Here is a 21,634-nt window from a genome sequence, read left to right as displayed (position 1 = left end):
ACGTCGATCTCGCGTTTTCCGGCTTCTTCTGGCTGGGTTGCATCACGGTCCCCTGGGGTGCGGTTTCGTAGGACTCGGTGCTTTTCATGCGCGCACCGGCCGGTCCTGTGCCGCGTCGAGATCAGCGCGGGTTTCGGTGTCTTCCTGGGACGCCCGGATGAGTTCGGCGGTGTAGGGGTCGGCGGGTTCGGCGAAGATCCGGCCGACCGGGCCGGTTTCGACGATAGCGCCGTCCTTCATCACCACCACGCGATCGCAGATGTCGGCGACCACGCCGAAGTTGTGCGTGACGATCACCATCGCCATGCCGTGCTCGGCCTGCAGTTCCCGCAGCAGCTCCAGGACCTCGGCCTGCACCGTCACGTCGAGCGCGGTGGTCGGCTCGTCGGCGACCAGCAGGCCGGGACGCCCCGCGACGGCTCCGGCGATGAGCACCCGCTGCGCCATCCCGCCGGAGATCTGGTGCGGGTAGCTGGCCAGCAGCCGGTCGGGTTCGGCGATGCCCACCCGCTGCAGGATCTCGCGGGCGCGCTCCCGCGCCTGCGCCTTGCCGAGGCCGTGCACCGCGCGCAGCGGCTCGACCAGCTGGTATCCGATGGTGTAGCAGGGGTCTAGGTTGCTCATCGGCTCTTGCGGCACGTAGCCGATCTCGGTTCCCAGCAGCGCATGCCGCTTGCCGCGCGGCAGGCCGCCGACCTCGCGGCCGCCGATCCGGATGCCGTCGGCGGTGCTGCGGGCGGCGGCGGGCAGCAGCCCCAGCGCGGCGAACACGGTCTGCGACTTGCCCGAGCCGGATTCCCCGACGATGCCCAGCACTTCGCCGGGCCCGACGTCGAGCGAGATCCCGTGCACCACCTGCTTCCCGCTCGTTCCGGCGCGGTAGGAGACGCGGAGGTTCTCGATCCGCAGCGCCGCCTGCTCCGGCCGGTGCACCAGCGAGCCCGTGGCCGGTTGGTCGGGCCCGGCCGGGTCGTGGCGACCGGGTTCGCCGGTCCGCACGCTCACCAGGTCGGCGAGCGTGGAACCCATGAACGCCAGGGCCGCGATGGTCACGCCGAGCGCGGCCGAGGGCCACAGCAGGATCAACGGGTGGTTCAGCATGGTGCGGAAGCCGTCGTTCATCATCTGGCCCCAGCTGGGCGTCGACGCGGCGCCCACGCCGAGGAACTGGAGTCCTGTCTGCATCCCCATCGCGATGCCCGCGGTGAGCGCGGTCTGGATGATGATCGGCGCGCGCACCGCTCGCAGCACGTGACTTCGCAGCACCTGGGCGTTGGTCAGGCCCGCGACGCGGGCCGCGTCGATGTAGGGCTCCTTGCGCACGGCCAACGCTCGGGAACGCGAGATGCGGAAGTAGCCGGGCGCCATGAACACGCCGATCGTCACCATCAGCACGGTGAAGTTCGAGCCGGTGCCCGCGGCGACGATGAGCAGCACCACCATGCCGGGCACCGACTGCACCGCGTCGCTGATCCACGAGCCGATCCGGTCCGCCCGGCCGCCGAGGTAACCGGCCGCGACACCGCCCGGCACGCCGAGCGCGATCCCGGTCAGGCACGCGACGGCGGCGCCGTACACGGTGGTGCGCGCACCGTAGAGCAGGCGGCTGAAGATGTCGCGCCCGGTGGAATCACCGCCCATCAGGTGCCCGGGGCCCGGTGGCGCTTGCGCCAGCGTGAAGTCGACGTAGTTGGGGTCGTGCGGTGCGAGCAGCGGTGCCAGCAGGCCGGCGAGCACTACCAGCAGGAACACCGCCATGGCGAGAACTCCGGCGGGACGGCGCAGGTAGCGCCGCCAGAGGCCGCGGTCGGCATGCGCGGTTGCGGTCACTTCTCACGCACCTTCGGGTTGACCCACCCGAGCACGAGGTCGAGCAGGAAGTTGACGACGACCACGAACACGACGGTCACGGCGGTCAGCCCGAGCAGCGTCGGGATGTCGCCGATCTGCGAGGCCGACTGGGTGAGGCTGCCGATGCCCGGCAGGTTGAACACCACCTCGACGACCACGGCGCCGCCGAGCAGCCCGACGAACATCAGCGCCAGCACGGTCAGCGCCGCGGGCGAGGCGTTGCGCAGCACGTGCAGCGCCACCCTGCGCTCGGGCAGGCCGCGCGCCCGCAGCGTGCGGACGAAGTCCTGCCCGCCGACCTCCAGCAGGCCGTTGCGCAGCTGCTCGGCGACCAGCACGATCGCGGTCAGCGACAACGACACCGCGGGCAGCGTGATCGAGCGCAGCCAGCCGAGCACCGACTCGTCCGGCGACACGTAGCCCACCGCGGGGAACCAGCGCAGCTGCACGGCGAACCAGAGCACCAGCACCAGGCTCACCCAGAAACCGGGCAGCGCGAACAGGACCACCGAGGCGAGCTTGAGGCACCGGTCCAGCAGCCCGCCCGGCCGCTGCCCGGCCACCAAGCCGATCACCAGCCCCAGCGCGGCGGCCAGGAAGGTGGCCGCGAGGACCACCGACAGCGTCACCGGCACGCGCAGCGCGATCTGCTCGGAGATCGGCTGGAAGCTGCGCCACGAGGTGCCGAAGTCGCCGCGGACGGCGTGCGAGGCCCAGTCCCAGAACTGCACCGGCAGCGGCCGGTCGAGCCCGAGCTGCTGGCGCAGCGCCGCTTGTTGCGCCGGAGTGGCGTTGTTGCCGAGGAGCCCGGCAGTCGGGTCGCCGACCGCGAGGTGCGCCAGGAAGAACGAACCGCAGGTGACCACGACCAGCAGGACGAGCCCGGACAGCAACCGCCGGACGGTGAACTTGAGCATTGCGCACCCCTCTCGGGTGAGTAGGCGCCCCGAAGCGCTCACGGATGCCGGAACTCGCACCGCCACGCAAACCGGCCACTGGAAACATTCCTTCAGCCGCGCTGGATGAAGCGGAGGGTCGGGAACATCATTCCGGTGATCGGGGTGACCTTGATGCCCGGAACGCTGAAGTAGGTGTTGTTCGCCTGGTACCAGACGTCCTGCCAGGCCAGGTCGACGAGCTTGCCGTTCAGCTCGCGCGCCAGCCCGATCTGCTCGTCGCCGGTGGCCGCCTCCGTGCGCGCGACCAGCTCGGCGACCTCGGGGAAGGCCTCGATCGACGGTTCCGGGTTGTACCACTGCTCGGTGGTGAAGCGGCCCGCGACCGAGGCCATCGGGTTGGAGTCCATCGCGATGACGGCGATGAACATCGGGTAGGTCGCGGCGTTCTTCTGGTAGTCGGCCTGCGACATCTCGTCCCAGCTGACCGTGATGCCGAGCTCGCCGAGGGTCTGCTGCACGGCCGGCTGCCAGGCCTGGAAGATCGGCGACATCGGCATCCGCACCGCGAATCCCCGCGGGTGACCGGCTTCGGCCAGCAACCGCTTGGCCTCGGCGATGTCGTGCGCGTAGCGGTCGTCGAGCGCCGGGTCGTAGGCCGGGTCGCCGACCGGGAACACCTGGCTGCTCACCGTTCCGCCGCCCTGGCCGACCGCTTTGAGGATGGCCGCTCCGTCGAAGGCGTGGTTGATCGCGCGGCGCACCCGCACGTCGCCCAGCGGCGCGAGGCGCTGGCCCGTGCGATCCACGAACTGGATGCCTACCCAGGAGGCGACCTTCGAGGAGACGTTCCAGCCGTTCTGCTGCGCCTGCGGGATTTCCGCGGGATTGGCGAAGGCGACGTTGAGCTGACCGGACAGCATCGCGTTGAGGCTGGCGGTCTGGTCGGTGATCGGGAACATCTGGACGCCGGCGAACGGGTAGGTCGCGGCGTCCCAGTGCTGCGGCTTCTTGGCGAACACGTACTGCGCACCGGCGGTCGACTCGGCGGTGCGGTACTCGTAGGGGCCGGAGCCGACCGGGTCGGTGGCCAGGTCGCCGCGGTCGATCGCGGCCGGCGAGGCCATCCAGCTGCGCCCCAGGCCCATGAAGTACAGCAGGGTGTCGTCCTTGCGCGTCAGGTGCAGGGCGATGGTCTGCGGATCCACCGCGGTGACCGAATCGACGTTGAGGTACGCCTGCCCGGAGCGCGCCCCGGCCCGGAGGTGCTCCAGGTTCTTCACCGCGGCCGCCGCGTCGAACGGCTGCCCGTCGGCGAAGGTGACGCCGGTGCGCAGCTGCATGGTCAGCGTGCGGGAATCCGGCGAGAACGACCAGGAGGTCGCCAGCGCCGGAACCGGCTGGGAGTTCTCGTCGAGCGCGACCAGCGCGTCGTAGACCGCGGACAGGTAGGGGCCGTCGAAGCCGATGTCGGCGTTGGCCGGGTCCCACGACGTCACGTCCTGGAACGTGCCCATCTTGAGCACGTCGGTCGCTGCGCCGGAATTCCCGGCGATGCTCGTGCATCCGGCCGCGGTCAGTGCGAGGACTGCGGCGAGTGCGGTTTTCCAGAGCCTCTTCATGGATCTCTGCCTCCGGCGAGAGGGGCGCTGATGACCGTTCGAAACGGGAGGATCCTCGCCACCGGCTGCGGATTTCCCGGGCGAGCGGGACGCGAGGGAGGGGCTCGTTGCTCGCCGCCGCACCGCGTCGTGGCCGTTGAGTCTACGGATGTCGGCTAAAAATGCAATGGCCTCGCCGGAATCCGCCCGCACGAGGCCATTTCCCGCCTCGGCTCAGCCCGCGGCGGCCACGATCACGCGCGGACTTCCCGGCAGTTCCAGGACTTCTCGCGGCTGCCAACCGGTTTCCCGCAACCAGCCGAAGACCTCGGCGGCCGGGTAGACCACGGTGCCGTCGATGACCAGGTACTCCGCCGCGTGCAGGGCGTCGATGCCGCGCTGCCGCTCGTCGTCGTCGAGCAGGAAGTCCAGCAGCAGCAACGTCGCGCCGTCCTGCGCCGCCGCTCGCGCCCGGCCCAGGATCGCCCGGTTCTGCTCCGCGGAGAACCGGTGGATCACGTGGTTGAGCATGACGATGTCGTGCGCACCGCCCGGATCCGCGGTGTCGGTCGGCGCCGGGTCGATCCGGGCCCGCCCGCTCAGCCCGGCCGACTCCAGCGCACCGGTGATGCCGTCGGTGAAGTCCGGTGCGAAGGTGAAGCGGACCGACAGCTCGGGATTGGCCCGCATCGCACCGATCGCGAAGGCCGGTGAGAGCCCGCCGAAGTCGAGCATGTCCCGGTACGGCGCGAAGTCGAAGCTCCTGGTCAGCATCGCCGCGTGCAGGGCGTTGTAGCGCATGACACCGGCCATGAACGTCGCCCACCGCTTCTCGTCCATCTGCAGGTCGCCGGGCTCGGCGGTGTCCACGGTGGCGTCGAACTGCGACCAGTGGCCGAAGCTGATCTCGTTCAGGAAGCCGAGGAACGGGTGCAGATCCGTCTCGCCATCGCCCGAGAGGAACTCGGCCGCGTCCGGAGCGAGGCGGTAGAGGCCGTCGTGGCGGTCGAGCAGCCCCAGCGCGTTCATCCCGTCGGCCAGGATTCGGGCCGTCTGCTCGCTCAGTCCCGTCCCGGTGGCCAGCTGCTCGATGCTGCGCTCACCCGCGGTGAGTTCGCGGAAGATTCCGGTGCGCGCGGCGGCGAAGAGCTGCTTGGCGCCCATGTACCCGATGGCGATGTCGACGATGCGCTCCGGCGTCGATGCTGCGGACATGCTTCCTCCAGGAATGGGGATGTGTGTGGGAGAAGGTGCGGCTCGGTGCCCTCCGCTCGATTTCGAGACCGTACAACAGAAATCGCGTGTCGGGAAAGGCCACTGTGGAGCAATCAGCCGATCCCCGTGCGGTCGTGGACGATCCGCCCGTCCACGACGGTCAGGTCGATATCGACCTCCGGCAGCTCGGCCGGTGCGACCGCGAGCGGGTCCGCCGCGAGAACGCACAGATCCGCGGCCATCCCGGGTGCGAGGGTTCCCTTCCACGACGCGGCGCCGTCCTGGCGAGCCGGTTCGACCGTGCAGCAGCGCAGGAGCTGCGCCGCGCGCTGCCGGGGATCCTCCGCCGGGCCCAGCCATTCGTCCGCCGCGGCGATCTGGCGCCGCCAGTCGGGCGAGAGCACCGGCGCATCGGAGGTGATGCACATCCGCACGCCGAACTCCAGCGCCTCCCCCAGCCGCCAGGACTCCGCCGCCGCCCCGGGCCCGAGCACCGCGTCGACCTGCTCGCTGGTGCACAGGGCGATTCCCGGCTGCACGTCGAGCCCGACGCCGAGATCGGCCATCCGCCGCAGCTGCTCGGACGAGGCCATGTCACCGTGGATGACGTAGTGCCCGAGATCCGCGCCGTGCCCGACTCCGGCCAGTTCGACCGCGTTGAGCACGACCTCGATCGAGCGGTCACCGGTGGCGTGCACGCCCACCTGCAGCCCGGCCCGGTGCGCGGCGACGATCATCCGGGTCAGGTTGTGCTCGCGATCGGCGTCGTCGACCCCGTCCACCAGCAGGCCTGCCGAGCTCCCGTCGGCGTAACCGCACTTGGTGCAGGCCGAGCGCATCGGGGGGATGCCGTCCGCGAAGATCTTGACCCCGGCGAACCTGAGCCACCGCGGATCGGCGCTGGAGCGGTCGGCCTCCAGCCCGGCGAGCACGTCGGGCAGCGAACTCCGGCCGTCCAGCTCGCCGTACAGCGACAGCACCGTGACGCGAGCTTTCAGCATTCCCTCGGCGGCGAGCTCGCGGTACTGCGCCACGACCGGGCTGCCGAACGCGCCGGTCGGCCCGGCGTCCTCCCCCGGCCCGAGGCCGGGCTCGGTGTAGCTCGTGATGCCGAGGGAGGCCAGCAGCTCACCGGCCCGCAGGATCGCCGCGCGGCGCTCCTCGTTGGTGCGCAACGGATTTCGCGGGTCACCGCCGCCGGATCCGAACAGGGTTCGCGGCCAGAGCGCACCGAGCCAGGTGGCGTGCAGGTGCGCGTCGTTGATCCCGGGCAGGACGGCCCGCCCGGCCAGATCGATGGTCCCGGTGGCCGGGCCGGCCAGCGCCAGCACTTCGCGGTCGGTGCCGATCGCGGCGATCCGCCCGCCGCGCAAGGCGATCGCGGTCGCCGCCGGGTTCTGCTCGGTCATGGTGCGAACGACCCCGCCGTGCAGGACGAGGTCGGCGATCTCCCGGGTGCTGTCCCCTGCTGCGCGCACGGGCACTCCCCTTTCTCCGCCGTGGACTCGACATTTGAGTCAACGCCTGTAGACTAACCCAGGTTCGTGCCGCTGCACCCGCTCGATCCGAAGGAGCCGGCGATCCGTGCACACCACCGTTCCGCACCGCCGCATCGGTAGCACCGACCTCGAAGCCTCCGCGCTCTCCCTGGGTTCCTGGCACACCTACGACCGGGTGGACTTCGCCGATGCGGTCGCGATGGTCCGCCACGCCCTCGACCGCGGCGTCAACCTCTTCGACGTCGGCGTCTACGGCTTTCCCGGCGCTCCCCCGACCTTCACCGACGTGATCTGGGGCGCGATCATGCGGGCGATCGGCCCGCCCCGCGAGGACTTCCTGCTCTCCGCCAAGCTGTGGATCGAGGGCTTCGGGTCGCGCGGTTTCCGCCCGCAGCTGGAGAACACGCTGCTGCGCACCGGTCTCGACCACGCGGATCTGGTGATCCTCGGCGATCTGCGGCGCGACGACGTGCCGCTGGACGACCTGGTCGGCGATCTCGCCGAACTCGCCCGGGACGGGCTGATCCGCGCCTGGGGCGTGAACAACTGGTCCGCCCCGAACATCCACGCCCTGCGCGCCATCGCCGACCGGGACGGGATTCCCGGGCCGCAGCTGGCGCAGCTGAAGTACAGCGTCGCACGACGGTCCATTCCGGACGGTGCGCCCTTCGCCGAGCTGTTCCGCGCCGGTTTCCAGATGGAGGCCTCCGACGTGCTCGAAGGCGGGATCCTCGCGGGCAACACCACTCCCGGACGCGCCATCGGACGCGACCCGGGCGGCATCCGGGAGACGATCCTGGCCGCCGTGCCGGTGCTCACCGACCTCGCCGAGAAGCTCGACACCACCCCGGCGCAGCTGTGCATCGCCTTCACCCTCACCCACCCGGCCAACGTCTCCACCCTGGTCGGCGCGAGCCGGCTGGAGCAGGTCGAGCAGAACATCGGAGCCTTCGACCTGCTGGCGCGCGTCGGCTCCGACGAGCTGCGCGCGCTGGTCGAGCCGTTCTGGGCCGACCGCGACGCCGTCTCCCCGGAAGGCCCCTGACAGGAGCTCGAAATGCCCCACACCCCAGTACCTTTCGACCCGGAGATCGCAGCGGTCTTGGGACCTCCGGACGGCACGCCACCGGAGTACACCGCCGAGACGCTCCCCGAGCTGCGGCGCGCGATGGCCTCGATGTTCCCCACCGCCGCCGACGTCATCGGCGACCGCCCGGTCGAGGTGGCCGAGCACACCGCCGGCGGTGGCATCGCGATCACCGTGCTCAGCCCGCGCGGGCTCGACCACCCGGTTCCCGCGCTGTACAACATCCACGGCGGCGGCATGATGCTCGGCAACCGGGACATGGACAACCAGCGCCTCGTCGACCTGGTGCTGGAACTCGGCGTCGTTGCCGTCAACGTCGAGTACCGCCTCGCGCCCGAGCACCCGCACCCCGCACCCGTGGAGGACTGCTACGCGGGCCTGGTGTGGACCGCGGCGCACGCGGCGGAGCTGAACATCGACCCGGCGCGGATCGTGGTGATGGGCGGCAGCGCGGGCGGCGGGCTGTCCGCGGGCGTCGCGCTGCTGGCCCGCGATCGCGGCGGCCCGGCGCTGGCCGGGCAGCTGCTGCTGTGCCCGATGATCGACGACACCAACACCACGGTGGCCAGCCACCAGTACCGGGGCCTCGGCCCGTGGCCGCAGGAGACCAACATCGCGGGCTGGTCGGCGCTGGTCGGCGACGCCGCAGAGGTCTCCCCCTACGCCGCGCCGAGCCGCGCCGCGGACCTGTCGAACCTGCCGCACGCCTTCATCGAGGTCGGCAGCGCCGAGGGCTTCCGAGACGAGGACGTCGAGTACGCCCGGCGGATCTGGGCCACCGGCGGCCGCGCCGAACTGCACGTGTGGAGCGGCGGCTGCCACGGCTTCGACATCTACGCCCCGGCCGCCGAGATCACCCGGGCCGCGCTGGCCGCGCGGCTGTCCTGGTTGCGGCGGGTGCTGGCGCCATGACCCCGGTGCCCTACGACCCCGAGCTGGAACCGGGCCTGGCCGCATTCCTCGAACTCGTCGAGCAGGTCCCGCTGCGCGCGGAGACGATCCTGGCCAACCGCGCGCACTTCGACTCCATCGTCCCGCCGGTCGAAGCCGCGATCGGCGACCGGCCGGTGGATTTCGAGCACGTCACCGCACCCGGCGTGGAGCTGACCGTCCTGCGACCGCGCGGCGGCATCAGCGGCGCGCCGGGCATCTGCAGCATCCACGGCGGCGGGATGGTGCTGGGCAACCGCGCGTTCGGGGCCGCTGGACTGGTCGACGACGTGCTGCGGTTCGGTGCTGTCGCGGTCACCGTCGAATACCGGCTCGCCCCGGAGCACCCGGCGCCCGCCGCTGCCGAGGACTGCTACGCGGGCCTGTGCTGGTTCGCCGAGCACGCCGGTGAGCTCGGCGTGGACCCGGCGCGCATCCTGGTCGGCGGCTCAAGCGCGGGTGGCGGGCTGAGCGCGGCCGTCGCGCTGATGGCGCGCGACCGGGGTGGTCCCGCTCTGGTCGGGCAGCTGCTGGACTGCCCGATGCTCGACGACCGCAACGAAACGGTCTCCAGCAGGCAGTACGACGGCATCGGCGCCTGGGACCGCAACAACAACGACACCGCGTGGAACGCGATCCTCGGCTCGCGGCGCGGCACCGACGCGGTCTCGCCGTACGCGGCACCGGCGCGCGCGAACGACCTGTCCGGGCTGCCACCGGCGTTCATCTCGGTCGGTGCCGCGGAGGTCTTCCGGGACGAGGCCATCGACTACGCGACGCGGATCTGGGCCACCGGCGGCCGCGCCGAACTGCACGTGTGGTCCGGCGGCTACCACGGCTTCGCCGGTTCCGCCCCGCACGCCGAGGTGTCGCGGGCCGCGATGGCGGCGCGGGATTCCTGGCTGCGCCGGGTGTTCGGCTGAACGAGGCCGACCGCGTGCTCTCCCGAGGGGGAATGCGGGAAGCGCGCGGTCGGCGTCCCCATCCTACCTGTCGTTCGGACGCACCCGGTTGCGCCGCTCGGCCGCCGTCATTCGGTTGGTGCGCTTGAGGATTCCGCTCGCCAGAAGACCCGGCGACCGGCGAACCAGGTCTCCCGCGCGGTGGTGCGGGCGAGCTCGTGCACCGGGTGGTCGAGCGGGTTGCGGTCGAGGACGACGAAGTCCGCCGACTTGCCCGGCACCAGCGATCCGGTCACCTCGCCCAGGCCCATCGCCCGGGCACCGTTGATGGTGAACACCTCGATCGCCTCGGCCGGTGACAGCGCCTGCTCCGGCCACAGCGAGCCTGCGTGGGTTCCGCTGGGATCCTGCCTGGTCACCAACCCCTGGATGCCCTCCCACACGTTGGGCGAGGTGCTCACCGGCCAGTCCGATCCGCCCGCGACCAGCGCGCCGGAGTCCAGCAGCGCCCGGTTGGGCTGCATCCGCCCGGCCAGCTCCGCCGGGCGCACCTGGGCGATGGCCGCCGGGATCACGCCGGGGAACCACAGGAACGGCGAGATGTCGGCGATGACGTCGAGTTCAGCGAAGCGCGGCAGGTCCTGCGGGTGCACGAACTGGCCGTGCGCGATCTGGAACCGGCTCGACCGGTTGCCCTCCGCCCGGATCTGCGCCACGGCGTCCAGCGTCGCGCGCACCGAGGCGTCCCCGGTGCAGTGGATCTTCGCCGACAGCCCCGCACCGGCCACCGACCGCAGCCAGCCGAGGAGCTCCTCCGGCGGCATGCTCAGCTCGCCGTGGTGGTGCGCTCCGTGCGCGTGGTCGGGCAGGTAGGGGTCGAGGAACGCCGCGGTGCGGGTCGGCGGCACCCCGTCGAGGAAGATCTTGACGAAGTCCGGCCGGTGGTGCGCGCTGCGGTAGCGCTCGCCCTCGGCCAGCAGGTCCGCGCCGATCGGGGCGAACCCGAAGATCGGATCGTTGATCAGCATCGAGCTGACCACCCAGGCGCTGAGCTCGCCGTCGCCGTCGAGCTCCTGCAACGCCCGCATGACGTCCCGCGACGCACCGGCGTCCTGGAACGCGGTGATGCCGTAGGAGTTCAGCACCTCCACGGCCCGCCGCGAGGCGCGGCGGTGCTGCTCGGCCGTCGGCGCGGCGGCGTCGTGAACCGCCCGGGCGGCGGCGATCCCCGCGCGTTCCAGCAACAACCCCGTCGGCCGCCCGGTGTCCTGGTCGCGCACGATCACGCCGCCTGCCGGATCCGCGCTGTCCGCACCGATCCCGGCCAGCTGCAGGGCGCGCGAGTTCGCCCACCGGTTGTGGTGGCTGTCGTCCGACAGCAACACCGGCCTGCCGCACGACGCCTCGTCGAGCGCTCGCAACGCCGCCTCGCGGGAGAGCTCGCCGACCAGGTGCGAGCCCCACGACCCGCCGATCACCCACTCGTCCGGGCCCACCGAACGAGCCTGCTCGGCGACAGCCGCGAGCACCTGCGCCAGGTCCGCCGCGGGATCCACCGAGAGCTCGAAGAGGTCGGCCATCCCGGCCAGCACGTGGTGGTTGTGCACGTCGACCAGCCCGGGCATGACGAACGCGCCGCCGAGATCGACCACCGCAGTGCCGTCCCCGCCGTGGCGGGCGACCTCGTCGCGGTCGCCGATCGCCAGCAGCTCGCCGCCGGCGATCGCCAGGTCCGTCGCCCACGGCCGCCTGTCGTCCACTGTGTACACCGTGGCGCCGGTCAGGATCAGGTCTGCGGTGTTCATGGCTGGGCCTCCTCAGCGGGCGGGGTCGTACTCGGCCGGGTGCGCGGTGGTGCTCAGGAGGCGACCGTGCGCGCCGAAGGTGAAGTGGGTGGTCGCCGAGCCGGACTCGTCTAGGCCGAAGAGCGCGCCGTGCGAGCGGATGTCGCGCGCGTTCCGGTGGTCGGCCACGGTGACCGCCGCGCACGGGATCACCTTCTCCCGCCAGGCGAACACGTGGATCCCCGGGCGCAGCTGGTAGGTGGTGTGCTCGTCGGTGTCGGCGAGACCGCGCTCCGGACCGGCCAGGCAGTGCCAGGTGTACCAGTGCGGGCTGAGGTAGACGTGCTCGTAAGCGTGTTCCTCGCTGTACACCCACAGCACCCGACGCCCCAGCAGGCTCGTGGTCGGCGCCGGTGCGGTGCCGGTGACCTCCACGCCATCGATGACACCGGGCATGAAACCCTGCGACACCCGCGGCGCGGTGTCGCCGATCTGGCTCACCACGCTCAGCGCGTGACCGCTGCGCAGGTCCAGCAGCAGCGACACCGCGTCGTTCGGGCGGGTGCTCGTGTGGAACTGCACGTAGTACAGCTGCTCGTCGACCTCGAAGGCCTCGTAGCGGTCCGCGCCGCGCTCGTTGCCGTGCGGGTCGCCTTCGGCCGCGAAGTAGTCCCACCGCACCTCGTCGCCGGTGAACTGGTGCTCGACGCGCGATCCGTTGGCGTTGACCAGGGTGATCGTGCGGTCGGCCAGCGCGGTGGAGACCGGGCCCTTGTTGGCGTCGAAGCCATCGGCGAGCTCGTTGAGCGGTGGCCAGGTGGAGGTGTCGGAAAGCGTGGTCATCGATTCGTCCTCGGTGATCTCCGGGGGCGGGACGGGCACGACGATCCCGCCGCGGGCGCGGCGGTGTCTTGTCCCGGGCTGCACCGTCCTTGTCGGTGCGTGCACGCGTCCCGGCCGAGCGGCTGTCGCGGCGCCGGGTCCGCGCGATGCTGCAGGCCGCGACGCCCGCTCGCGAGCGTCCCCTGTGGACGATCGACCCCGACGAGGAATGGGGTTCGCCATGGCTGTCACCTCCGATCGCGCCGCGGGCACCTTCATCGGTGTCTACAGCGCGGTGCTCTACACCGTGCTGCTGACCGCCCCGGTGATCGGCGGCGCGCTGACCGCGCAGTTCGGCCTGACGCCGGGCGAGCTCGGTGGCCTGTTCTCGCTCGAACTCGGCGCGTTCAGCCTCGCCACCCTGCCCGCTTACCTGTGGCTGGGCCGGATCGACCCGCGCACCGCGACCTACGCCTGCACCGCGGTGTTCTTCGCGGGCAACGTCGTCTCCGGGCTGCTGGAGAACTTCCCGCTGCTGGTCGCGGTCCGGGTGATCACCTCGCTGGCCGCGGGCTCGATCACGATCGTGCTGCTCACCCTCAGCGCCCGCACCGCCAATCCGGGCCGCGCCTTCGGCATCTTCGTGGTGAGCCAGCTCGCGATGGGCGCGCTGATCCTCGCGGTGTTCCCGGTCGTCTTCGCCGGTGCCCCCGTAGCGGCGGTGTACTGGACGATGGCCGCGCTCGGCGTGCTGTGCCTGCCGGTGGTGCGCCTGCTGCGCGGCGGCCTGAGCGCGCCGGAAGCCACCGGGCACCGCAGGCCGAGCGCCAGGTTCGCGCTGGGCCTGGCGGGCATCTTCCTGTTCTACATCGCGCTGAGCGGGGTGTGGACGTTCATGGCCGGGATCTCCTCGGCCGCGGGCACCGATCTCCCCGACACCAGCGTGGTGCTGTCGGTGGCGACGGTGGCCGGCATCGGCTCCGCGCTGATCGCCACGCTCATCGGCGACAGCCCGCGCCGCCGCACCTACCTGCTCTCCGGCTACGCGGCGCTGACCGCGAGCATCGCGCTGCTCTTCGGCGCTCCCGGCTTGGCCCGGTTCGCGGTGGCCGCCGTGGTCTTCAAGTTCGCCTGGACGTTCCTGCTGCCGAACCTGCTGACCGCTCTCGCCGGCCTCAGCAGCGGAACCCAGGTCATGAACAGCACGAACCTGATGATCGGCGGCGGCTTCGCGATCGGCCCGTACCTGGCGGGAGCGCTGGTCGACGCAACCGGCGGCCACACCACGATGCTCGCGGTCTCCCTGGCCGCAGTCCTGCTCTCCACAACCTGCGCGGCCATCATCTCCAGACCCGCACCCCGCCCCTGACCCCAGGTCACCGTGCAATTTCAATGGAAATCAGACATCCGATTTCAATTGAAATTGCACGACATCGGACACACCACCGGCGTGTCCGGCACCGGGCGCAACGGAGTTCCGCGATTTCCATTGAAATCAGACGTCTGATTTCAATGGAAATCGCACAACCTCGTGGCCGGTCTCAGCGGAGGTCGGTGGGCGGGTGGCCGTACTCGGCGCGGAAGACCCTGGTGAAGTGCGCGTGGCTGGCGAAGCCCCAGCGGTGCGCGATGTCGGCGATCGTGCGGTGCCGGGTTGCCGGGTCGGCCAGGTCGCGGCGTGCTCTCGCCAGGCGTCGGCGCAGGACGTAGCGGCCCGGGGTGTCGCCTTCGGCGGCGAACAGCCTGCCCAGGTGGCGCGCGGACATGCCGACCGCGGCGGCCACCCGGGCCGGGGTCAGCTCGTGGTCGCCGAGGTGGCGGTCGATGTAGTCCTTGGCCGCGAACAGCGGCGGAGCACCACCGGTCGTCAACGCCCGCAGCAGGTCCAGCGCCGTTTCGTCCGCGCCGTCGGCCACCGCTTCCGGGCGGGCCGCCACCGACTCCAGCAGGGTGCGCAGCGCCCGCAGCGCCGATCTGTCCGCGCTGAACCTGGCCGGGCTGGGCACTTCCGCGAACAGCTCGCGCGGGATGTCCACCAGCAGCTGGCGCATCGGCGCGGCGAAGCCGAACAGGTAGGACCGGCGCGTGTCGTACACGACCAGCTCGCCCGCGCCGAGGGTCAGGCAGCCCCGGCCGTGGTAGAACACGGCCTCGCCGGAGAGCACCAGGCTCGCGAACACCGAATCCTTCGGCAGCGCACGGCATGCCGCCGAGGTCCGCTCGATGACGTGCTCGTTGCCCGCGATGTCGGCCATCCGCAGCGCGCCGAAGCGCACGTTGGTCTGGGTGGCCAGCAATCCCTGCTCGGCGTAGGGCGAGCACTTCAAGCCCACCAGCGCGCGGCGGTTGTACTCCTCCCACGCGGCCACCCGGTCGGCCGGGTCGAGGTGAGCCGTGGACACTCGCGAGATCAGCGAAGCAGGCTGAGTCATCACGGCCTCCCGCCGACGCGCCTCGTTGCGGGGGCAGGGTAACCCCGGGCCGCGCCCGGCCTCAAGCGGCCAGGTAGCCGCCGTCCACCGGCACCACGGCGCCGGTGACGTAGCGGGCGGCCGGTGAGCAGAGGAACTCGATCACCGAGGCGACCTCGTCGGGTTCGCCGAGCCGGCCCATCGGGATCCGCTCCAGCACCGCCGCGGACGCCACCGGATCGTCGAGCACGCCGCGCGCCAGCGGAGTGACCACGAAACCCGGTGCCACGCAGTTGACCCGCACGCCCAGCGGCGCGTACTCGGCGGCCAGCGAGCGGGTGAGCTGGCTGACACCGCCCTTGCTCGCGCTGTAGGCGGGCCGGTCGGCGCTGCCGGTGAAGGCGAACATCGACGACACCGTGACGACCGAACCGCCCGTGGCGGCCAGCCGGTCGCGCGCGGCGGAGCACGCGGTGAGCACCGAGGTGAGGTTCACCGCGAGCACCCGCTCCCACCCAGTGCCGCCTCTCCGGGATTCACAGTGGTGGTTGCGTTCAGGAATGATCTCGCGTTTCGGGGTTTCTTGTGGCTGGGGTACGTCACGGTCCCCTGAGGTGCGGTTTCGCAAGACTCGGGACTGTTCATACATGCGTCGTTGCACGCCGGTGGAAGACCAGGGATGCCGTTTCCCGGAGTCTGAACGACAAGAGGGCGACCACGACTACGCCGCGACTCCCGTCACGAGTTCCAACGCAGCTCCGATGCCCGAGGTCCCGCCGGTGATCACCACCGTCACGGCCGCACCACCACCTTCACCTCACCGGCGCCCGCGCGCAGGCCGCGCTCCACCACCTCGTCGAGCGCCACCGTCGAGGTCACGATCCGGGAGAAGTCCACGCCTTGCGAAGCCAGCCGGATCAGTTCCGGGAAGGTATCCCGGTAACCGACGGTCGCGATGATGGACTGCTCGCGGTTGACCAGACCGAAGGCGTCGAAGTCCAGGCGCCCGCCGAGCCCGACGAGCACCACGCGCCCGCCCGCCCGCGTCACCGCGAGCGATTTGTCCAACGTGGACTGGATGCCGACCACCTCGAACGCCACGTCCACCTCGGGAACGTCGTCTCCGACGCTGGTGGCTCCCAGCTCCACCGCCAGCTCACGCCGCGCGGCGTCCGGGTCGACACCGTGGATCCGCTGCACGCCGAGCTGCCGCGCGAGCAGCGTGATCAGCAATCCGATCGGCCCGAGCCCGACCACCGCCATCGATTCGCCGGGACGCGCTCCCGACCGGCGCAGCGCGTGCAGCGCAACCGACGCGGGCTCGAAAACGGCTGCCTGCTCGAAGGAAACGTCCTCGGTCAGCACGTGCGCCATGTACGCCGGGATGGTGGCATACTCGGCGAGACCGCCGTGCCCCATCAATCCGGCGAACCCGAAGTGCGCGCAGATGTTGTACTCCCCCGCCCGGCAGCGATCGCAGCGCCCGCACCGGTAGTGCGGTTCGATCGCCAGCCGGTCGCCTTCGGCCAGGCCGCGCACGTCCGCGCCGACCGCGGTGACGGTGCCGCAGAACTCGTGCCCGAGAACCAGCGGCGCCACCACCCCGGATTCCGGGTGCGGCCGATCCACCGGAATCGCGTGCGGCCCATCGACGAATTCGTGCTTGTCGCTACCGCAGATCCCGCAGTAAGCGACGCGCACCTGCACCTCCCCCGGCCCGGGAGCCCGCACCGGCACTTCGCCGACCCGAACGTCCCCGGCGCCGTGGTACACCGCAGCTTTCACAGTTCCGCCTCTCCGCGATTCACAGTGGTGGTTGCGTTCAGGATTGATCTCACGTTTCGCGGTTTCTTGTGGCTGATTTGCGTCACGTTCCCCTGAGGTGCGGTTTCGCAGGACTCGGGCTTACTCGCGTGTCCGCCGCTGCAGGACCAGCGGCGCGGTTTCGCGCAGTCCGAACGACAACAGCACCACCACGACCGCGCCGCCGATCGCGATGAACATGGCCGCCTGCAGGCCCCACTCGTCGGAGGCCCAGCCCGCCAGCACCGGCGCCAGGAAGCCGCCGCAGAGCTCGCCCACGCCCATCACCAGGCCCAGCGCGGTGGCCAGCGCCCGGCTCGGCACGGTCTCGGCCGGGATCGTCGCCATGAACAGCGTGAAGCAGCCCAGCCCGGTGTAGGTGAGCACGACGATCGCCCCGAGCAGCAGCGGTTGCGCCACCAGCACCACGGCCAGCGGGCACAGCGCGGCGACCGCGGTGAACGCGATCATCGTGCGCCGCCTGCCGATGCGGTCCGAGATCGCGGGCGTGGCGAAACCCCACAGCACCCAGGCGACGCCGAAGCAGGCCATCACCGCGCTCATCGTGCCCGGCGAATACCCCTTCACCGAGGCCAGGTAGGTCGGCGCGAAGGTGATGATCACGACGAACCAGGTGAGGTACCAGGCCGCGATCGCCATGCACAGCACGATGTTGCGCTGCCGCAGCAGCTGGCCGACCGGCACCTTCGGCCCGGTTTCCACGGCCGCCGCCACCCGGCCGCCGGGCGGCACCTCGCGCACCGAGCGCGCCACCCACACCGCCAGCAACAGCCCCGGCACGATCGTCAGCAGGAACGCCGCGCGCCAGCCGATGTGCTCGGCGGCCCACACCACGACGACCGGCGACACGATCCCGCCGAGCAGCCCGGCCGAGGATCCCTGCACCAGCCCCATGTTCAGGCCGCGGCGGTGCTGCTGGGAGGCCTCGATCATCAGCGACTGGGCCATCGGCAGCACCGCGCCCTCGGCCAGCCCCATCAGCGCCCTGGCGATCAGCAGCCCGGTGAAGCCGGTCATCAGGCCGGAGGCCGCCGAGCACACCGAGAAGCCCAGGATCGCCGCGATCAGCAGGGGTTTCCGCTTCCCGATCCGGTCGGAGACGGTGCCCACGACCATCCCGGACAGCGCCCAGGTCAGCGCCAGCACCCCGGACAGCGCGCCGAGCTGTGTGTTGGACAGCGGGAAGTCCTCGCGGATCATCGGCGCGAGGAACGACAGCGCCTGCCGGTCGAAGAACACGAAGCCGAACGACAGGAACAGGATCAGCAGCAGTCGGTTCTCGTAGCGGACCGGGTTCACGGCAGCACCCCGGTTCAGCGGAACAGCGAGTTGACGTAGTCCGCGCCGATGCCGACGGCGTCGTAGTGCTTGCGGCACAGCTCGATGTAGTCGTGCACGTCGAAGAAGCCGGTGGTCTCGCCGTTCTCGTCCAGCCAGATCAGCGGGCCCTTGACGATGAACATGGCCTTCATCGGCTCCTCGCTCTCGTAAGCGACCAAGGTGTGGCCCTCGCCCGGCGCCTCGTAGACGAAGTCGCCGGCCGATGCCGTCCACGGCCGTTCGAGGTAGCCCCACTTGCCGGAGATGGTGTAGGCGAACACCTCGTGCGGGTGGTAGTGCCGGTTGACCAGCCCGGCCTGCTTGGCCCGCAGGATGTCCGACCAGGAGTTGTCCTTGACGTTGATCCACAGCGGCCGGGAGCCGACGGTGTCGGAGAACGGCGCGTAGTAGCGGTCGTCGTCGGTGGCCACCTGCGACAGGTAGACCTCCGGCTGCGCGTCCGGTCTGAAGGAGTTCTCGATCGGCTTGAGGTCCTTCCAGAACTCCGTGGTGGGCAATTCGGGCATCGTCGGCCGCCTTTCCGCTCGCTTTCAGGTGCTGGCATCCAATCCCGCCGGCGGCCCGCGGGTCTTTCCGCTGGCGGACCAGTCCTTGCCCGTCCCGGACATGTCGATGTAACAGCTGCTACATTCCAACTCGTGACAGACCTTCGCTGGCTGGTCCTCGTGATCAAGGTGCCCGCCGAACCGTCCCGGCACCGGGTCGCGGTGTGGCGGGAGCTCCGCAAGATCGGCGCGCTCTCCCTCGGGCAGGGCGTGTGGAGCGTGCCCGACGTCCCGGTGTTCGCCGACGGGGTCGCCCGCGCCATCGCGCTGACCGAGCAGGCCGGCGGCCAGGCCCTGGCGCTGGATGCCGCCGGGCGCGGCGAATCCGACGCAGCCGCGCTGAAGGCCCAGTTCACCGCGGCGCGTTCGGCCGACTGGACGGAGTTCCTCGCCGACTGCGGCAAGTTCGAGGCGGAACTGGCCAAGGAGATCCGCAACGCCAAGTTCACCCTCGCCGAACTGGAGGAAGAGGAGCAGTCGCTGGAACGGCTGCGCCGCTGGCACCGCGACCTGACCGCGCGCGACGTCTTCGGTGCCCCGGAAGCCCGCGAAGCTGCCGAACGGCTCAAGCAGTGCGCAACAGCGTGCGAGGACTACGCCGAACGCGTCTTCAACGCGCTGCACAACGGGAGCCAGTGATGCGCTCGAAGCGCCAGATGTGGCCGCTGTACGCCGCGGGCTTCACCACCGCATTCGGCGCTCACGGCATCGCGGCGAACCTCGGCGGTTTCTCCGATGACGCGGTCACCTCGCTGCTGGTGCTGGGCGCGCTGCTCGCCCTCTACGACGGTGCCGAAGTCCTGCTCAAACCGCTGTTCGGCACCCTCGCCGACCGCATCGGCGCCCGCCCGGTGCTGCTGGGCGGCCTGCTCGGCTTCGCCGCGGCCTCGGCGACCTACGTCATCGCCGACAGCCCCGCCTGGCTGTGGGTGGCGCGCCTCGGCCAGGGCGCCGCGGCGTCGGCCTTCTCGCCGTCCGCCTCGGCGCTCGTCGCCCGGCTCAACCCGTCGGCCAAGCACGGTCGCGCCTTCGGCTCCTACGGCTTCTACAAGTCCATCGGCTACACCCTGGGACCGCTGCTGGGCGGTGTGCTGGTCTGGGTCGGCGGGCTGCGGCTGCTGTTCGCGGTGATGGCGCTGCTCGGCCTCGCCGTCGCCATCTGGGCCGCCATCGACGTCCCGGCGGCCCCACCGCTGCCCAAGGCCCGCCAGACGGTGCTCGACCTCGTCCGGCGCCTGACCGACCCGGCGTTCCTCGCCCCGACGGCGGCACTGGCCGCGGCGACCGCCGCGCTGTCGGTGGGAGTGGGCTTCCTGCCGGTGACCGGCCGGCTCGACGGGCTGGGCCCGATCGCCACCGGAGCCGCGGTGTCGGTGCTGGCCGCCTGCGCCGCCGTCGTGCAGCCGATGGCCGGGCGGGCGCTGGACGCCGGCCGTCTCACGCCGTCCCGCGGCATCGCCGCAGGCCTGCTGCTCACGGCGGTGGGTCTGGTCTGCGCGGTGCTGCCCGGTCTGCTCGGCATCCTGCTCGCCGCCGCGCTGATCGGAGCCGGAACCGGCCTGATCACCCCGCTCGGCTTCGCCGCGCTGGCCGCCGCCACCCCGCAGGAGCGGATGGGCCAGACGATGGGCGCGGCCGAACTCGGCCGGGAGCTCGGCGACGCGGGCGGCCCGCTGCTGGTCGCGGCGATCGCCACGGTCGCGGGCCTGGCCACCGGCTACACCGCGCTCGCCGTCCTGATCGCACTCGGCCCCGCAGTCGCCTTCGCAGTGCGCGCCGCGCGGCTACGTCAGCGGGCGTAGCCGAGGTTCAGCTCCGCAACGGATGAGCGGATCCCTCCCGTCGGCCACGCTTCAACGAGCCGCGCCGACAGGAGGGATCCCCATGACGACAACGCGCCCGAGCCGCCGGCTCAGCGGTCGCGGCCGCAAGGTGTTCCTGGCCGTGCACCTGCTGGCCGCCGCTGCCTGGTTCGGCATCGACCTCGCCGTCGGCGTCCTGGTCATCACGGCCGCGGTCACCGACTCCCCGCAGACCGCGGGTGCAGCGCTGCAGGCCGTCGGGATCTTCGCCGTCTGGCCGATGTTCACCACCAGCGTCCTGTGCCTGGCCTCGGGAGCGGTGCTCGGCCTCAGCAGCAAGTACGGGCTGGTGCGCTACTGGTGGGTGGCGGTCAAGCTCGCCATCAACGTGGTCTTCGCCGTGCTGATCATCGCCGGGCTGCGCCCGGGCATCAACGAGGCGGCCGACGCCGGTGCCCGGATGACCGCGGGCGACACGACCGCGGCGATCCCGCCGACGCTGTTCTTCCCGATCGTGCTCGGGCCGAGCCTGCTGCTCACCGCCTACCTGCTGTCGGTGTTCAAGCCCTGGGGCCGTCTCCAGCAGCGGGCGCCCGCCGCCCGCGAGCTCGCGACGAGTCGGCGCTGAAGAACGACGAAACGCCCCGGGCGAGGTGCCCGGGGCGTTTTCATCCGTCGGATCAGTCGCGGACGGCCAGCGCCAGTTCGCCGTTGGCGTCCTTCTCAGCGTCGAGGGTCTTGTCCCCGAGCAGGGCGGCGACCTGCGGTTCGAGGAACACCCGGACCCCGGAGGCCTCGATCACCTCATCGCCCTCCTGGGGCTGATCGGCGATCGAAGCCTGCAGTCCGTCCCCGGCCGGTGCGATGCGCAGCCCGGAGCCTTCTTGAGAGTCACCACCGACGAGGACGAGCTTGATGACCTCGGCGGCGCTCTCACTGATGGTGAGCATGGTGCTCAACTCCTTCTCGGAGCCGGTCAGGTGAAGGGGCCACCGTGTCATCCAATCGGCCCAACACGCAAACCAGGCACCCGGGCGTGTCCCCGCCCAACGCCCCGTCCGCCCCAGGAGAGCACCGATTTCGCGAGAAATCGACGTTCATCCGGGTGACGGTCGATTTCCTCG

General features: G+C 71.2%; 20 protein-coding genes. 7 read left to right on the top strand and 13 right to left on the bottom strand.

Annotation, left to right across the window (positions count from 1 at the left end):
- Positions 1-84 precede the first annotated feature (84 nt).
- The 5 genes from ATL45_RS30680 to ATL45_RS30660 all read right to left on the bottom strand — a co-directional run bounded on the left by ATL45_RS30680 (position 85) and on the right by ATL45_RS30660 (position 7,041).
- Positions 85-1,830, bottom strand: coding sequence for a dipeptide/oligopeptide/nickel ABC transporter permease/ATP-binding protein (locus ATL45_RS30680; RefSeq protein ID WP_246025644.1), 1,746 nt, complete (start codon positions 1,828-1,830; stop codon positions 85-87).
- Positions 1,827-2,768, bottom strand: a complete 942-nt coding sequence (locus ATL45_RS30675) for an ABC transporter permease (RefSeq protein ID WP_093146470.1) — start codon at positions 2,766-2,768, stop codon at positions 1,827-1,829. Before ATL45_RS30675 ends, ATL45_RS30680 begins: the two co-directional genes overlap by 4 nt.
- Positions 2,769-2,860: 92 nt before the next feature.
- A complete protein-coding gene (locus ATL45_RS30670; protein ID WP_093146469.1) occupies positions 2,861-4,369 on the bottom strand; it encodes an ABC transporter substrate-binding protein in 1,509 nt (502 codons plus the stop codon).
- A gap of 213 nt (positions 4,370-4,582) precedes the next feature.
- Entirely contained in the window at positions 4,583-5,563 is a 981-nt protein-coding gene (locus tag ATL45_RS30665; protein ID WP_093146468.1) for a methyltransferase, read from the bottom strand.
- A gap of 113 nt (positions 5,564-5,676) precedes the next feature.
- Positions 5,677-7,041: an amidohydrolase gene (locus ATL45_RS30660; protein WP_246025643.1), complete on the bottom strand. Its 1,365-nt coding sequence runs from the start codon at positions 7,039-7,041 to the stop codon at positions 5,677-5,679.
- A gap of 106 nt (positions 7,042-7,147) precedes the next feature.
- On the opposite strand from ATL45_RS30660, the gene ATL45_RS30655 reads away from it, so the two are divergent.
- The 3 genes from ATL45_RS30655 to ATL45_RS30645 are packed head-to-tail and all read left to right on the top strand — an operon-like array spanning position 7,148 to position 10,002.
- Positions 7,148-8,107: an aldo/keto reductase gene (locus ATL45_RS30655; RefSeq protein ID WP_093146467.1), complete on the top strand. Its 960-nt coding sequence runs from the start codon at positions 7,148-7,150 to the stop codon at positions 8,105-8,107.
- A gap of 12 nt (positions 8,108-8,119) precedes the next feature.
- On the top strand, positions 8,120-9,061 hold the full coding sequence (locus ATL45_RS30650; protein WP_093146466.1) for an alpha/beta hydrolase: 942 nt from the start codon (positions 8,120-8,122) through the stop codon (positions 9,059-9,061).
- Entirely contained in the window at positions 9,058-10,002 is a 945-nt protein-coding gene (locus ATL45_RS30645) for an alpha/beta hydrolase fold domain-containing protein (RefSeq protein WP_093146465.1), read from the top strand. The genes ATL45_RS30650 and ATL45_RS30645 overlap by 4 nt, the downstream gene beginning before the upstream one ends.
- A 107-nt stretch (positions 10,003-10,109) precedes the next feature.
- Here the strand turns inward: ATL45_RS30645 and ATL45_RS30640 are convergent, their stop codons facing one another.
- On the bottom strand, positions 10,110-11,786 hold the full coding sequence (locus ATL45_RS30640) for an amidohydrolase (protein ID WP_093146464.1): 1,677 nt from the start codon (positions 11,784-11,786) through the stop codon (positions 10,110-10,112).
- Between the two features lie 12 nt (positions 11,787-11,798).
- The gene (locus tag ATL45_RS30635; protein WP_093147457.1) at positions 11,799-12,608 is read right to left on the bottom strand and encodes a molybdenum cofactor biosynthesis F family protein; all 810 of its coding nucleotides are present in this window, start codon (positions 12,606-12,608) and stop codon (positions 11,799-11,801) included.
- A 220-nt stretch (positions 12,609-12,828) separates the two neighbouring features.
- Between ATL45_RS30635 and ATL45_RS30630 the strand changes: the two genes are divergently transcribed.
- Positions 12,829-13,956, top strand: a complete 1,128-nt coding sequence (locus ATL45_RS30630) for an MFS transporter (RefSeq protein ID WP_211841333.1) — start codon at positions 12,829-12,831, stop codon at positions 13,954-13,956.
- 172 nt (positions 13,957-14,128) lie between these two features.
- Here the strand turns inward: ATL45_RS30630 and ATL45_RS30625 are convergent, their stop codons facing one another.
- The 5 genes from ATL45_RS30625 to ATL45_RS30605 form a co-directional block, all read right to left on the bottom strand.
- On the bottom strand, positions 14,129-15,019 hold the full coding sequence (locus tag ATL45_RS30625; RefSeq protein ID WP_093146462.1) for a helix-turn-helix domain-containing protein: 891 nt from the start codon (positions 15,017-15,019) through the stop codon (positions 14,129-14,131).
- Positions 15,020-15,080: 61 nt separating this feature from the next.
- Complete coding sequence (locus ATL45_RS30620) at positions 15,081-15,503, bottom strand: SDR family NAD(P)-dependent oxidoreductase (RefSeq protein WP_246025642.1); 423 nt, start codon at positions 15,501-15,503, stop codon at positions 15,081-15,083.
- A gap of 287 nt (positions 15,504-15,790) precedes the next feature.
- Complete coding sequence (locus tag ATL45_RS30615; protein WP_093146460.1) at positions 15,791-16,783, bottom strand: alcohol dehydrogenase catalytic domain-containing protein; 993 nt, start codon at positions 16,781-16,783, stop codon at positions 15,791-15,793.
- Positions 16,784-16,903: 120 nt separating this feature from the next.
- On the bottom strand, positions 16,904-18,121 hold the full coding sequence (locus ATL45_RS30610; protein WP_093146459.1) for an MFS transporter: 1,218 nt from the start codon (positions 18,119-18,121) through the stop codon (positions 16,904-16,906).
- Positions 18,122-18,135: 14 nt separating this feature from the next.
- A complete protein-coding gene (locus ATL45_RS30605) occupies positions 18,136-18,669 on the bottom strand; it encodes a 2,4'-dihydroxyacetophenone dioxygenase family protein (protein WP_093146458.1) in 534 nt (177 codons plus the stop codon).
- 132 nt (positions 18,670-18,801) lie between these two features.
- Between ATL45_RS30605 and ATL45_RS30600 the strand changes: the two genes are divergently transcribed.
- The 3 genes from ATL45_RS30600 to ATL45_RS30590 all read left to right on the top strand — a co-directional run bounded on the left by ATL45_RS30600 (position 18,802) and on the right by ATL45_RS30590 (position 21,138).
- On the top strand, positions 18,802-19,347 hold the full coding sequence (locus ATL45_RS30600; protein ID WP_093146457.1) for a Chromate resistance protein ChrB: 546 nt from the start codon (positions 18,802-18,804) through the stop codon (positions 19,345-19,347).
- Positions 19,347-20,510, top strand: coding sequence for an MFS transporter (locus tag ATL45_RS30595; RefSeq protein ID WP_211841332.1), 1,164 nt, complete (start codon positions 19,347-19,349; stop codon positions 20,508-20,510). The genes ATL45_RS30600 and ATL45_RS30595 overlap by 1 nt, the downstream gene beginning before the upstream one ends.
- Positions 20,511-20,592: 82 nt before the next feature.
- Positions 20,593-21,138: a hypothetical protein gene (locus ATL45_RS30590; RefSeq protein WP_093146456.1), complete on the top strand. Its 546-nt coding sequence runs from the start codon at positions 20,593-20,595 to the stop codon at positions 21,136-21,138.
- Positions 21,139-21,190: 52 nt separating this feature from the next.
- On the opposite strand, the gene ATL45_RS30585 is transcribed toward ATL45_RS30590, so the two are convergent.
- Positions 21,191-21,460, bottom strand: coding sequence for a HesB/YadR/YfhF-family protein (locus ATL45_RS30585; protein ID WP_093146455.1), 270 nt, complete (start codon positions 21,458-21,460; stop codon positions 21,191-21,193).
- Positions 21,461-21,634 lie beyond the last annotated feature (174 nt).

The organism is Saccharopolyspora antimicrobica, assembly GCF_003635025.1.
Classification (GTDB): Bacteria; Actinomycetota; Actinomycetes; order Mycobacteriales; family Pseudonocardiaceae; genus Saccharopolyspora; species Saccharopolyspora antimicrobica.
The sequence above is the reverse complement of the archived record's forward strand: the minus strand, read 5'-3'. Positions and strand labels throughout refer to the sequence as shown.